This is a genomic window from Micromonospora halotolerans, assembly GCF_032108445.1.
GTDB classification, from domain to species: domain Bacteria; phylum Actinomycetota; class Actinomycetes; order Mycobacteriales; family Micromonosporaceae; genus Micromonospora; species Micromonospora halotolerans.
On sequence record NZ_CP134876.1, the window covers coordinates 5,632,732 to 5,646,513 of the forward strand.

Annotated in this window: 10 protein-coding genes and 1 tRNA gene; 8 read left to right on the forward strand and 3 right to left on the reverse strand. The window is 73.1% G+C overall.

The window, feature by feature from the left end; translation table 11 throughout:
* Positions 1–28: 28 nt before the first annotated feature.
* Positions 29–1,819 carry a bifunctional metallophosphatase/5'-nucleotidase gene (locus RMN56_RS26505; protein ID WP_313720340.1) on the reverse strand — a complete coding sequence of 597 codons (1,791 nt, stop codon included), beginning with the start codon at positions 1,817–1,819 and terminating at the stop codon, positions 29–31.
* 205 nt (positions 1,820–2,024) lie between these two features.
* Here RMN56_RS26505 and RMN56_RS26510 point away from each other — a divergent pair, with 205 nt between their 5' ends.
* Positions 2,025–2,927, forward strand: a complete 903-nt coding sequence (locus RMN56_RS26510; RefSeq protein ID WP_313720342.1) for an SDR family oxidoreductase — start codon at positions 2,025–2,027, stop codon at positions 2,925–2,927.
* A 25-nt stretch (positions 2,928–2,952) separates the two neighbouring features.
* Here the strand turns inward: RMN56_RS26510 and RMN56_RS26515 are convergent, their stop codons facing one another.
* Together RMN56_RS26515 and RMN56_RS26520 are read right to left on the reverse strand one after the other, a co-directional pair.
* On the reverse strand, positions 2,953–3,606 hold the full coding sequence (locus RMN56_RS26515; protein WP_313720343.1) for a nucleotidyl transferase AbiEii/AbiGii toxin family protein: 654 nt from the start codon (positions 3,604–3,606) through the stop codon (positions 2,953–2,955).
* On the reverse strand, positions 3,603–3,929 hold the full coding sequence (locus RMN56_RS26520; protein ID WP_313720344.1) for a hypothetical protein: 327 nt from the start codon (positions 3,927–3,929) through the stop codon (positions 3,603–3,605). Before RMN56_RS26520 ends, RMN56_RS26515 begins: the two co-directional genes overlap by 4 nt.
* A 417-nt stretch (positions 3,930–4,346) precedes the next feature.
* Here RMN56_RS26520 and RMN56_RS26525 point away from each other — a divergent pair, with 417 nt between their 5' ends.
* The 7 genes from RMN56_RS26525 to selA all read left to right on the forward strand — a co-directional run bounded on the left by RMN56_RS26525 (position 4,347) and on the right by selA (position 13,782).
* Positions 4,347–4,934: a hypothetical protein gene (locus RMN56_RS26525; protein WP_313720345.1), complete on the forward strand. Its 588-nt coding sequence runs from the start codon at positions 4,347–4,349 to the stop codon at positions 4,932–4,934.
* A gap of 443 nt (positions 4,935–5,377) precedes the next feature.
* Positions 5,378–8,701, forward strand: coding sequence for a formate dehydrogenase (fdh, locus tag RMN56_RS26530; RefSeq protein ID WP_313720346.1), 3,324 nt, complete (start codon positions 5,378–5,380; stop codon positions 8,699–8,701).
* Positions 8,694–9,737, forward strand: a complete 1,044-nt coding sequence (locus tag RMN56_RS26535) for a 4Fe-4S dicluster domain-containing protein (RefSeq protein WP_313720347.1) — start codon at positions 8,694–8,696, stop codon at positions 9,735–9,737. The genes fdh and RMN56_RS26535 overlap by 8 nt, the downstream gene beginning before the upstream one ends.
* Positions 9,734–10,978, forward strand: coding sequence for an NrfD/PsrC family molybdoenzyme membrane anchor subunit (gene nrfD, locus RMN56_RS26540; RefSeq protein WP_313720348.1), 1,245 nt, complete (start codon positions 9,734–9,736; stop codon positions 10,976–10,978). The genes RMN56_RS26535 and nrfD overlap by 4 nt, the downstream gene beginning before the upstream one ends.
* Positions 10,979–11,022: 44 nt before the next feature.
* Positions 11,023–12,312: an L-lactate MFS transporter gene (locus tag RMN56_RS26545; protein ID WP_446685806.1), complete on the forward strand. Its 1,290-nt coding sequence runs from the start codon at positions 11,023–11,025 to the stop codon at positions 12,310–12,312.
* A gap of 60 nt (positions 12,313–12,372) precedes the next feature.
* Positions 12,373–12,468: transfer RNA gene (locus RMN56_RS26550), tRNA-Sec, on the forward strand.
* A gap of 21 nt (positions 12,469–12,489) precedes the next feature.
* The gene (gene selA / locus RMN56_RS26555; RefSeq protein ID WP_313720350.1) at positions 12,490–13,782 is read left to right on the forward strand and encodes an L-seryl-tRNA(Sec) selenium transferase; all 1,293 of its coding nucleotides are present in this window, start codon (positions 12,490–12,492) and stop codon (positions 13,780–13,782) included.

Here is a 13,782-nt window from a genome sequence, read left to right on the forward strand (position 1 = left end):
ACCCGGGGCCCGCCGTGACCGGTACGGATCAGAAGACCGGCACGCCCTCGCGGACCAGCTTCCAGTTCGGCACGGAGAAGTCGGCCGGGCGGATGACGCCCTTGGCCTGCGCCCAGTCGATGAGCAGCTGGCGGATCTCCTGCTGCTGGTTGTAGACCTGGGTCTTCACGATGCCCGGGAAGTTGCCACCACCGCTGCGCCGGTAGTTGTTGACCGCGACGACGAACTGGGCGTCCGCGGCGACCGGGGTGTCGGTGCCCGGCAGGACCAGGCGGGTGATCCGCTGGCCGACCGGCTTCGAGATGTCGATGTCGTAGTCGAGGCCGGAGATCACGTCGTAGTTGTAGTCCGGGACGGCCGGGTCGCTGATCGTCTCCGGGTTGACCGCCGCGCCCACTCCGACGGTGACGAAGTACTTCGCGGAGTACTCCAGGTACGCCTTCACCTCGGCGCCGGTCATGACGACCGCCTCCAGGGTGTTGTCGAAGACGTACAGCCCGGCGACGTCGCGGATCCGCACGTCCCCGGCGGGGAAGACCGCGGTCCGGCTGAACGGCGACGCCTGCGACAGCACCGGCAGGTTCGCGTACGCGGTGCCGGCCAGGGCCGCGGTGACGACCTCGGCCTGGACGTGGTTGATGAAGTCCAGGATCGGGGTGTCCTTGTACCGCGACTCGACGGTGGACAGCTCCACCTCCGACTGCGCCACGACCTGGTTGACGTACCCGACGGTCTTGGTGTGCTGGCCGCGGACGGCCGCGAGCACCGCCGGGTCCTCGACCACGGTGTTGGTGTTCAACATGGTCGAGCCCTTGCCGACGACCTTCCAGCGGCCCTTCTCCCGGGTCAGGGTGAAGTCCATCCGGGTGAGCCGCTGGCCCCACTTCGACGGCTCCGAGGTGAGCACCTGCGCGCCGGTGGCCGTGTTGGTGACGAACTTCTCCGGCACCTCGTTGTGGGCGTGGCCGAAGAGGATCGCGTCGATCCCCGGCACCTGCTCGGCGATCAGCGCGACCGGGTTCTCGTTCGGCAGCTCCGGGCCGTAGCTGGAGGTGCCGCTGTCGCCGCCGTGGGCGGAGATGATGACCAGGTCGGCGCCGCGCTCGCGCATCACCGGCACCCACGTGGCGGCGGTGGCCACCATGTCGGCGAAGACCAGCTTGCCCTCGACGTTGCCCTTGTCCCAGATGGCCACGCCCGGGTTGGTGAGGCCGAGGATGCCGACCTTCAGCTTCGGCGCGTCGTGCCCGCCGAGGTCGACCTCCTTGATCACGTACGGCAGGAAGGCCGGCTTGCCGGTCTTCTCGTTGATCGCGTTCGCCGCCAGGGCGGGGAAGCCGAGCTGGCCGATCCAGGTGGCGAGCAGCGGCAGGCCGTAGTTGAACTCGTGGTTGCCCAGCGTCACGGCGTCGTACTTCAGCACGTTCATGGCGTTGGCCATCGGGTGCGTCTCACCGGTGCTGGTGATCGGCTCCTGCTTGGCGTAGTAGGTGGCCAGCGGGGTGCCCTGGATGGTGTCGCCGGCGTCCAGCACGAGGGTCGCCTTACCCGTGCGCTGCGCGCGGATCTGGTTGACCAGGGTGGCCAGCTTCGCGACGCCGACGTCGTTGTGCTTGCTGTCGTCGAACTCGGCGTCCCGGTAGTAGTCCCAGTTGTAGACGTTGCCGTGGGTGTCCGAGGTGCCGAGGACCGTCAGGTCCCAGGTCTTCGGCGGCTTCGGCTTGGCCTCGGCGGGAGCGCCGGCGATCAGGGGGGCGGTCGCGGCGGCGGCCGCGACGGCCAGCACCTGGCGGCGCGAGGCGCCGGAGGAGGAGGTCATGAGGTGCCCTTCCATGGGGGTGGACGCGCCTCGTGGGCGCCGTTGCGCACCATAACGACCAGCTGTCACAGACGCCACATCGCCCAGAGGTATCTCACACCAGCAGCGCCGCGGGGCCCCGCGGCGTAACACCCGCGGCCACCGTTTCCGCCCCCGCCCGCGGGGTAGGGCGGGGAGGACGGAGCGACGGCCCGAGGGAGACCCGGTGAGCGACGACCAGTACACCCAGCAGGACCCCACCCGCCAGTACGGTCAGCGGCAGGGCCAGCCCGGCCAGCAGCAGTCGGCGCCCGGCACGGAACGCGAGATGGGCCCGAAGCCGGACCACGGTGAGGAATCATACCGGGGCAGCGACCGGCTCAGCGGCAAGCGGGCGGTGATCACCGGCGGTGACTCGGGCATCGGCCGGGCGGTCGCCATCGCCTACGCCCGCGAGGGCGCCGACGTGCTGATCTCCTACCTCGGCGAGGAGGAGGAGGCGGACGCCCGGGAGACCGTGCGGCTCGTCGAGCAGGCCGGGCGCAAGGGCGTCGCCGTGCGGTGCGACGTGCGGGAGGAGGCGAACTGCCGGAGCCTGATCGAGCGAGCGCTGGCCGACCTCGGCGGCATCGACATCCTCGTCAACAACGCGGCCTTCCAGATGTCGCAGGACCGGGGCCTGCTCGACATCAGCACCGAGCAGTTCGACCGGGTCGTCAAGACCAACGTGTACGCCATGTTCTGGCTCTGCAAGCTGGCCGTGCCGCACCTGCCCGAGGGCTCGGCGATCATCAACACCTCCTCGATCCAGGCGTTCGACCCGTCGCCGCACCTGCTGGACTACGCCACCACCAAGGCGGCCATCGCCAACTTCACCAAGGCCCTCGCGCTGAACCTGGCCGGCCAGGGCATCCGGGTCAACGCCGTCGCGCCCGGCCCGGTCTGGACGCCCCTGATCCCGGCCACCATGCCCGAGGAGAAGGTGAAGCAGTTCGGCACCGACACGCCCATGGGTCGCCCCGGCCAGCCCGCCGAGCTGGCGCCCGCGTACGTCTTCTTCGCCTCCCAGGAATCCAGCTACGTGACCGGGGAGATCCTCGGCGTGACCGGCGGCCGGCCCACCAAGTGACGCGACCGCCCGGCCGCGCGGGTGGTCAGCGCGGCCAGGCGGCCATCCGGCGGCGGACCTCGGCGACCTGGCCGGGGTCCAGGCCGTAGCGGGCGAACCGGCGGTCCGGCACCCGGTCCAGGTAGCGCCCGGCCGCCCGGACGTCGTCGTCGTCCAGCGCGGGGTCCACCTGCCGGGCCAGCTCCAGCAGCTCGGCCACCGCGTACCGGTCCAGCGCGGCCGACACGTCGATGTAGTCCCGGACCTCCCGGCGGTTGACCAGCGCGGCGGTCTTGTTGGCGATGAGGTCCCGGACGTCCATCACCGGGCCCAGGTCCATCACCACCGGGCTGCGGTACCGGTCGAGCCGGGCCAGGCTGAGCCGGATCTGCCGGCCGTCCCGGCTCACCACGAAGTCCCGCAGGTCCCGGTCGTAGCCATCGAACAGCTCGCCCAGCTCGCTGCCCGGATCGGCGTCGGCCACCCGGTAGCCGGCCCGTTCCAGGGCGGCCCGCACCCCGGCCGCGGCCGCGGCGGCCGCGCCCTCCACGTCGGCGAACAGGTCCACGTCCTCCGTCGGCCGGGTGACCAGGCCGTGCGCTGCCCAGGCCACCCCGCCGCCCAGCACGAACCGGTGCGGGCCGGCGGCCGCGAGGGCCACCCGGGCCACCTCCCGGTAGAAGTCGTGCAGGTGGGTCACGCGGCGCGCAGGCCCCGGTGCCGGCTCTCCCACGCGAGGCGTACGCCCCGGGGCAGGTTCAACAGCGGCCACACCCGGCGCAGCGTCCCCCCGTGGATCAGCTCGCGCAGATCCTCGACGCGGCTCGTCTCGCGCAGCACGTTCTCGTACATCCAGAGCAGGTCGTCGGGGTCGCCCAGGTCGAAGGCGCGCTCGCTGCTCCACATCAGGCGCACCGGCAGCTCCACGATGCCCCGGGTGGGGCCGGCGAGCTCGCCGAGGGTGCGCGCCACCACGGCGGGTCGCCCAGGACGGGCGAGGTACGCGGTGCTGGTGGCCGACATGGTGTCAGGGTAACCCCTGTCCGGCGTTTTCCCCTCGCCCTGACCTGCCACCCGCCGACCCCCGAGCGTTGACTCGACCGGTCCGCGCCGTTCGGTGACGCCCCGCCCGGCCTGGGGTGGTTGTCCGGATCGGGGCTGTGATCCGCGGCATCCCGGTGGCGGAATGGCGGGTGGGTGGGGGTCGTTGTATCCCCGTGAACGACCGAGGAGGACGGCCCCCGAGGCGGGTGCCCGAGGCCCGGAATGATGGCGGGCCGGCGGTCGTTGTACATGGTCCGGCGCGATGAAGTGGCCCCCCCGGCCCCGCGCTGATGATCCCCCCGAGTGACTTCTTCGAGCGCCTGACGGTGCTTGCGCACGCCAGCTTGCCGACCCCCCGGTCGGGGTGTGCGTCGACCCCCGAATGGAGCTACCCCCATGAACACGATGCTGCGTAAGAGCGTGCTGGGTATTGCCGGTCTGGCGTTCGCCGGTGGTCTGGCTGCCGGTCCGCTGAACCATCAGGAGACGGCGCCGGTGACCGGGCTGTCGGAGGCGGCGGTGGTGCAGGCCGACAAGCCGGACATGGGCAAGCTGATCCCGCACGGTGTGCAGGGCGCCCAGTCGCACATCGACCTGAACGACGAGCAGGTGGGCAACGCGAAGGCGATCATTGCCGCCACGAAGAAGGCCGGCCTGCCGGAGCGGGCGGCGGTCATCTCGATCGCGACGAGCCTGCAGGAGTCGAAGCTGGAGAACCTGGGTCACCTCGGCGACATGAACGACCATGACTCGCTGGGCCTGTTCCAGCAGCGCCCGTCCAGTGGTTGGGGCACGCCGGAGCAGATCACCGATCCGGAGTACTCGACGCTGGCGTTCCTGAAGGGTCTGAAGCAGGTCGACGGCTGGCAGGACATGCCGCTGACCGAGGCCGCCCAGACCGTGCAGGTCTCGGCCTACCCCGACGCGTACGCGCAGTGGGAGCAGCAGGCCGCCGACATCGTCGCCCAGTACTGGAACAGCTGAGTCGGCAACCGGTGGCCGGCACCCGGGAACGGGGTGCCGGCCACCGGTGACCGCCGTCACCGACAACCGGCGGAAGAACGAGCGAGCCAGTACCGTTGTGCAGAGCGTCGGTGTGTCCAGTGTCCCCGGGCCTCACCTAAATTGCCTTCGCGGAATACCGTTCGGCTGGAGCCGCGTCGCGCCACTCGCCGAGAGGCGACCTGCACACCGACGCCCAGCGGCGCCCCGGCCATCCGGCCGGGGCGCCGCTGTTTCTGCGTCTCCCGGGCTGCACCGCGACCCCGCCCGGCCGGGGCGCCGCTGTTTCTGCGTCTCCCGGGCTGCACCGCGACCCCGCCGGGCCGGGGCGCCGCTGTTTTCCGCGTCCTGGGTCGCGAGCACACCTCGGCTGGCCTAATGTTCAAGAGGTCAGCTACCCGCCAGCCGGGAAGGGGGTGCGCCGCATGGGGGTGAAGACCTTCATCCAGGGGTGGCCGGTCTACCGGCAGCTCACCGGCACCGACCCGCTCGGTCGGGGCGCCGCGGCGCAGTCGGCCCGCTCGGCGGCGCTGACCGCGCGCACCGAGACCGCCGACAGCATGGCCCGCTCGGTCTGCCCCTACTGCGCGGTGGGCTGCGGGCAGCGGGTCTTCGTCTCCGACGGGCAGGTCACCCAGATCGAGGGCGACCCGGACAGCCCGATCTCCCGCGGCCGGCTCTGCCCCAAGGGTTCGGCCAGCAAGAGCCTGGTGACCAGCCCGCTGCGGCAGACCAAGGTGCGCTACCGCCGGCCGTACGGCACGGAGTGGGAGGACCTGGATCTCGACGTCGCGCTCGACATGATCGCCGACCGGATCCTGGCCGCCCGCGACGAGACCTGGGAGGACGTCGACGACCAGGGCCGCCCGCTCAACCGGACGCTGGGCATCTCCAGCCTGGGCGGGGCGACGCTGGACAACGAGGAGAACTACCTCATCAAGAAGCTGTTCACGGCGATGGGGGCCCTCCAGATCGAGAACCAGGCCCGCATTTGACACTCCGCCACCGTCCCCGGTCTGGGGACCAGCTTCGGTCGCGGCGGCGCGACGGACTTCCAGCAGGACCTGGTCAACGCTGACGTCATCGTCATCCAGGGCTCCAACATGGCCGAGGCCCACCCGGTGGGCTTCCAGTGGGTGATGGAGGCCAAGAAGCGTGGCGCCAAGGTCTTCCACGTGGACCCCCGGTTCACCCGGACCAGCGCGCTCGCCGACACGTACCTGCCCATCCGGGCGGGCACCGACATCGCGCTGCTCGGCGGCGTGGTGCGGTACATCCTGGACAACGAGCTGGACTTCCGGGAGTACGTGCTGACGTACACCAACGCGGCCACCGTCGTCAGCGAGCGGTTCGCCGACACCGAGGACCTCGACGGGCTCTTCTCCGGCTACAACCCGGAGACCGGCTCGTACGACCAGACCACCTGGCAGTACGAGGGGCACGAGAGCGAGTCCGCGGAGCGGGGCACCGGCAAGGAGCGCGACAGCGCGGCCGGCCTGCGGCACGAGTCGCACGGCATGCCCGTGCCGGCGCAGACCCAACGCGACGAGACGTTGCAGCACCCGCGCTGCGTCTACCAGATCCTCAAGCGGCACTTCGCCCGCTACACGCCGGAGATGGTGGCCCGGGTCTGCGGCATCCCCGAGGAGAAGTTCCTGGAGCTGGCCCGTGCCTGGACGGAGAACTCCGGGCGGGAGCGGACCGGGGCTCTGGTCTACTCGGTGGGCTGGACCCAGCACACCGTCGGCGTGCAGTACATCCGCACCGGCGCCATCATCCAGACCCTGCTGGGCAACATGGGCCGGCCGGGCGGCGGCATCCTGGCGCTGCGCGGGCACGCCAGCATCCAGGGCTCCACCGACATCCCGACCCTGTTCAACCTGCTGCCCGGCTACCTGCCGATGCCGCACCACGCCGACCACCCGACCTTCGACGAGTGGGTGGACAGCATCCGGCACCCCGGCCAGAAGGGCTTCTGGGGCAACTCCCGGGCCTTCGCGGCGAGCCTGCTCAAGGCGTACTGGGGGGACGCGGCGACGCCGGAGAACGACTTCTGCTACGGCTACCTGCCCCGGATGACCGGCGACCACGGCACCTACCAGCAGGTGCTCAACATGATCGACGGCAAGATCAAGGGTTACTTCCTGCTCGGCCAGAACCCGGCGGTCGGCTCGGCGCACGGCCGCGCCCAGCGGCTCGGCATGGCCAACCTGGACTGGCTGGTCGTCCGCGACCTGTTCATGATCGAGAGCGCCACCTTCTGGCGGAACAGCCCGGAGATCGCCACCGGCGAGATCGTGCCGGAGGAGTGCCGCACCGAGGTGTTCTTCCTGCCCGCCGCGTCGCACGTGGAGAAGGAGGGCACCTTCACCCAGACCCAGCGGCTGCTCCAGTGGCGGGAGAAGGCCCTCGACCCGCCGGGCGACTGCCGCTCCGAGCTGTGGTTCTTCTACCACCTCGGCCGGGTGCTGCGGGAGAAGCTGGCCGGCTCCACCAAACCCCGCGACCGGGCGCTGCTCGACCTGGCCTGGGACTACCCGACGCACGGCCCGGACGCCGAGCCGAGCGCCGAGGCGGTGCTCAAGGAGATCAACGGCTACGAGGTGGCCACCGGCCGCCTGCTCGGCGGTTTCCCGGAGGCCAGGGACGACGGTTCCACCGCCGTCGGCTGCTGGATCTACACCGGTGTCTATGCCGACGGCGTCAACCAGGCGGCCCGCCGCAAGTCCCGGCACGAGCAGGACTGGGTGGCCGCCGAGTGGGGCTGGGCCTGGCCGGCCAACCGGCGCATCCTCTACAACCGCGCCTCGGCCGACCCGGAGGGCCGGCCGTGGAGCGAGCGCAAGAAGTACGTCTGGTGGGACGCCGACAAGGGCGAGTGGACTGGCTACGACGTGCCGGACTTCGAGAAGACCAAACCGCCGAGCTACCGGCCTCCGGAGGGTGCCGCGGGTCCGGCAGCCCTCGCCGGGGACGACCCGTTCGTCATGCAGGGCGACGGCAAGGCCTGGCTGTACGCGCCCACCGGCGTGCTCGACGGGCCGCTGCCGACGCACTACGAGCCGGCCGAGTCCCCGATGCGCAACCCGCTCTACGGGCAGCAGGCCAACCCGACCCGGAAGGTCTACGAGCACCCGGTGAACTCGGTCAACCCGAGCCCGCCCGAGCCGCACAGCCAGGTCTTCCCGTACGTGTTCTCGGTCAGCCGGCTCACCGAGCACCACACGGCCGGTGGGATGAGCCGGACCGTGCCGCGCCTGGCCGAGCTGCAACCGGAGATGTTCGTCGAGGTGTCCCCGGAGCTGGCCGCCGAGGTCGGGCTGACGCACCTCGGCTGGGCGCACCTGGTCAGCGGCCGCGCGGTGATCGAGGCGCGGGTCCTGGTCACCGACCGGCTCACCCCGCTGCGGGTCGACGGCCGGGTGATCCACCAGCTCTGGTTGCCGTACCACTTCGGCAGCGAGGGCCTGGTCACCGGCGACTCCGCCAACGACCTGTTCGGCATCACCCTGGACCCGAACGTGCTCATCCAGGAGAGCAAGGTGGGCACCTGCGACGTGCGGCCGGGCCGCCGGCCCACCGGGCCGGCCCTGCTCGACCTGGTCGCCGACTACCAGCGGCGGGCCGGGCTGACGCCGGGCCGGAAGGTGCCGCTGGTCACCACCGGCACGGCGGGCGGGGACGACGCCGCCGGCAGCACCGACGAGCGGTCCGCCGACGCGGCGCGGGACAGGGGCGGGGATGCCTGACGTCAACAGCCTCTACGGCCCGCTCGACCCGGCCCCGGACGCCGGCTGGGTCGAGGCCGGCCCCCGGATGGGGTTCTTCACCGACACCAGCGTCTGCATCGGCTGCAAGGCCTGCGAGGTCGCCTGCAAGGAGTGGAACGGCGTCCCGGACTCGGGCTTCGACCTGCTCGGCATGTCCTACGACAACACCGGGGCGCTGACCGCCAACTCCTGGCGGCACGTCGCGTTCATCGAGCAGCCCCGCCCCGTCGGGCACGGCACCCCGCCGTTCGCGGACAACCCGACCGGCCCGCCGAGCAGCGCGGGCAGCGCGGCGACCGCCGCCGGCACGGCCACCGACACCGGCACCGACCCGGGGCTGCCGCCGGGCCGGCCGGAGGTGGCGGCGCGGATGGCGGCCGGCCCGGAGTTCCTCGGCATGCCCGGCGCCCAGCCGCCGGGGCGGGCCACCGGCGTCGACACCCGGACCGACTTCCGCTGGCTGATGATGTCGGACGTCTGCAAGCACTGCACGCACGCCGCCTGCCTGGACGTCTGCCCCACGGGGTCGCTGTTCCGCACCGAGTTCGGCACGGTGGTGGTGCAGGAGGACATCTGCAACGGCTGCGGCTACTGCATCTCCGCCTGCCCGTACGGGGTGATCGACCAGCGCAAGGACGACGGCCGGGCGTGGAAGTGCACGCTCTGCTACGACCGGCTGGGCGCCGGGAAGACGCCGGCCTGCGCGCAGGCCTGCCCCACCGAGTCGATCCAGTTCGGCCCCCTGGACGAGTTGCGGGAACGCGCCGCGCAGCGGGTCGCCAAGCTGCACGAGCACGGCGTGCCGGAGGCCCGCCTCTACGGCCACGACCCGACCGACGGCGTCGGCGGGGACGGCGCGTTTTTCCTGCTCCTCGACGAGCCCGAGGTGTACGGCCTGCCGCCGGACCCGGTGGTCACCACCCGGGACCTGCCGAGGATGTGGAAGCGCGCGGGGCTGGCCGCCCTGGCCATGGCGGCGGCGGCCGTCGCCGCGTTCGTCGGAGGTTCATCGTGAGTCCGGAGCGCCCCGCCGTCGGTGCCCTGTTCCGCCGCTTCCGCGAGCGGCTCGCCGCCCAGGGGCCGGTCCGCCCGGGCGAGCCGGGTGGCCACGCGCCGAAGACGGGTGCGAACGGGAGCCGGGCGACCGGCACCGGGGCCGGCGTGGCGCGCACCGACACGGCGGCCGCCGGCGCCCGGCTGGCGCCCCAGCCACCCCGGGACGTCCCGCCGACGGAACGCCGCCGGCGCCGCCGCGGGGGCGGCGGCGGGGAGCAGCTCACCGTGCCGCCCGCCGAGTTCACGTCGTACTACGGGCGGCCGATCCTGAAGGCGCCCGTGTGGAAGTGGGACGTCGCCGCGTACCTGTTCACCGGCGGGCTCGCGGCCGGGTCGTCACTGCTGGCCGCCGGTGGACAGCTCACCGACCGGCCCGCGCTGCGCCGGGCCGGTCGGGTCACCTCCCTCGCGGCGGTCAGCGCCAGCGCGTACTTCCTCATCCACGACCTGGGCAGACCGGCCCGGTTCCACCACATGCTGCGGGTGGCGAAGCCGACCTCGCCGATGTCGATGGGCACCTGGATCCTCAGCGCCTTCGGCCCCGCGGCCGGTGTCGCGGCGGTCGCCGAGGCCGCGCGCTGGCTGCCGGAGCGGGGTGTGCTCGGACTCGGCCGGAGGCTGCTGCCGCCGGCCGGGAACGCCGCCGGGCTGGCCGCCGCGGTCACCGCCCCGGCCCTCGCCACTTACACCGGGGTGCTGCTCGCCGACACGGCGGTGCCGTCCTGGCACGAGGCGTACCCGGAACTGCCGGTCATCTTCGCGGGCAGCGCGCTGGCCAGCGGGGCCGGCGTCGGGCTGCTGGCCGCGCCCACCCGGCAGGCCGGGCCGGCGCGGCGTCTCGCGGTCGCCGGCGCGGCGCTGGAGCTGTGGGGCGGGCACCGGGTGGAGACCCGGCTGGGCCTGCTCAGCGAGCCCTACGCGACCGGCACCGCCGGGAAGCTGCTGCGTGCCGGGCGGGCGCTCACCGCCGCCGGGGTGCTCGGCGCGCTGGCGGGGCGCCGCAGCCGGGTGCTCTCCGGGCTGTCGGGCGGCGCGCTGCTCGCCGCGTCGGTCTGCACGCGGTTCGGCATCTTCCACGGCGGGGTCGCCTCGGCGCGGGACCCGAAGTACACCGTGGTGCCACAGCGGGACCGGGCCCGGCGACGGGAGAGCCCGGGAACAGACATCAACGGGCCGGGCGCCGGCCCGAACGGGGGATAGGCAGGACAGGCGCCGGCCCATGAGCCGATACGGGGGTACCGCTCATGGCCACAACAGCCGCGCATTCGCGGGGGGATCGACCACCGACACGAGGCCGCTGGGGTCTCGTCGTCGCCGCCGTGCTCGTCCAGCTCGCGCTGGGCGCCGTGTACGCCTGGAGCGTGTTCAACAAGCCGCTCCAGGCCGAGTTCGGGTGGAGCAAGGCCGAGGTGGTGCTGCCGTTCGAGGTGGCGATCGGGACCATCTTCATCGGCAGCCTGGTGGGCGGGCGCATCCAGGACCGGCGGGGGCCACGGCCCGTGGCGCTGGGCGGCGGGATCCTCTACGCCGTCGGGACCATGCTCGCGTCGCTGGTGTCGTCGAGCGACCAGCTGTGGCTCCTGCTGCTCACCTACGGCGTGCTGGGCGGCATCGGGCTCGGTGCCGCGTACATCACGCCGATCGCCATGCTCAGCAAGTGGTTCCCGGACCGGCGCGGGCTGATCACCGGGATCGCCGTGGCCGGCTTCGGGTTCGGTGCGGTCATCACCGCGCCGGTGGCGAAGGCGCTGCTGAACGGCACCGACCACAAGACCAGCGTCTTCCTGCCGCTGGGCATCGCCTACCTGGTCGCGGTGCTGCTGGGGGCGTCCTTCTTCCGCGATCCGCCGGCCGGCTACCAGGTGCCGGGTTTCACCCCGGCGGTCGGTGGCCGGGCCGTCGCCGGCACCCGGGTGTACACCTTCGGCGAGGCCCTGCGCACCCGGCAGTGGTACCTGCTCACGCTGATCCTCACGCTCAACGTGACCTGCGGGATCGCGCTGATCTCCCAGGCGGCGGACGCCGCGCAGGCGGTTGCCGGGGTCGGCGCCGCGACCGCCGCCGGCCTGGTCGGCGTCCTGGGCCTGTTCAACGGTGGCGGGCGGGTGGCCTGGGCGTGGCTGTCCGACCGGATCGGCCGGATGACGGCGTTCATCGGCATGCTCGCGTTGCAGGGCGTCTGCTTCCTGATCCTGCCGCACGCCTCCGCGTTCTGGCTGTTCGCCGTCCTCGCCGCCCTGGTCTACCTCGCCTACGGCGGCGGCTTCGGCACCATGCCGGCGACCGCCGCCGACTACTTCGGGACGCCGAACGCCGGCGCCATCTACGGGGCGATGATCGTGGCGTGGAGCATCGGGGGAGTGGTGGGTCCGCTGCTCACGTCGCTGCTGTACGAGGCCAGCGGCAAGAGCTACACCCTGCCCTTCACGGTGATCGGCATCCTCGCCTTCGTGGCGCTGGTGCTTCCGCCCATCACCCGCCTGCCCACCACTCCCGGCAAGCCACGACCCCACTTCCAGACGCCGGGGCCCTGATCCGGTGCGCTTCCCGCCCTCGCCGGGCGTCCGGAGATCGCATGTGGTTAGGTGCTGGGTGGAGGCGTTCAGGCGGCTGGTGCCCCTCCCGGTCTTCAAAACCGGAGTGGTCCGGGACCCGGGCCAGGCGGGTTCGATTCCCGTCCGTCTCCGCCAAGCTGTCCCCTGGGAGACCCGATGCGTGACGTCGACCCGCGGCGGCGGGTGCCGCGCACCGACGCGCTGCTCGCCGACCCGGCGCTGGCCGCCGCGGCCGGCACGCTCGGCCGCGACCGGGTCAAGGCCGCGATCGTGCGGGCGCAGCGGCGCGCCCGCGCGGGCGAGCTCGCCCCCGAGCAGGTACGCGACGCCGCGCTGGCCGACCTGCCCGCGCCGACCCCCCGGGCGGTGCTCAACGCCACGGGCGTCGTGCTGCACACCAACCTGGGTCGGGCCCCGCTGGCGGCCGCCGCCGTCGACGCCCTGGTGGCCGCCGCCGGGCACACCGACGTGGAGCTGGACCTGCGCACCGGGCGGCGGGCCCGGCGCGGCCGGGAGGCGCTCGAGGCGCTCGCCGCCGCCGTGCCCGACGCGGCGGCCGTGCACGTGGTCAACAACGGCGCGGCCGCCCTGGTGCTGGCCGCCACCGCCCTCGCCGCGGACCGGGAGATCGTGGTCAGCCGCGGTGAACTCGTCGAGATCGGCGACGGGTTCCGCCTGCCCGACCTGCTGGAGAGCACCGGCGCCCGGCTGCGCGAGGTGGGCACCACCAACCGCACCGGCCTCGGGGACTACGCCGCGGCCGTCGGCCCGCGTACCGGGTTCGTGCTCAAGGTGCACCCGTCGAACTTCCGGGTCACCGGCTTCACCTCGGCCGTGCCGGTCGCCGAGCTGGCCACCCTCGGCGTGCCGGTGGTCGCCGACATCGGCTCCGGGCTGCTCGCCCCCGACCCGCTGCTGCCCGACGAGCCGGACGCCGCGACCACCCTGCGCGCCGGCGCGCACCTGGTCACGGCCAGCGGCGACAAGCTGCTCGGCGGACCGCAGGCCGGGCTGCTGCTCGGCGCGGCGGACCTGGTCGAGCGGCTGCGCCGGCACCCCCTCGCCCGGGCGCTGCGGGTCGACAAGCTGACCCTGGCCGCGCTCGCCGCGACCCTGCACGCGCCGACCAACCCGACCCGGGAGGCGCTGCACGCGGAGCCGGGCGCGCTGCGCGCCCGCACCGAGCGGCTCCGCGACCGGCTCGGCGAGGACGGCTGCAAGGCCGAGGTGGTGCCCAGCGTGGCGGTGGTGGGTGGCGGCGGCGCCCCCGGGGTCGACCTCGACTCGTGGGCGTTGAGCCTGCCCGAGCGGTACGCCGAGCCGCTGCGCACCGGCGCGCCGCCGATCCTCGGCCGGGTGCTGCACGGCCGGCTGCTGCTCGACCTGCGCTGCGTGCCCGCCGCCGCGGACCCGGACGTGCGGGCGGCGATCCTGCGGGTCGGGGCCTGA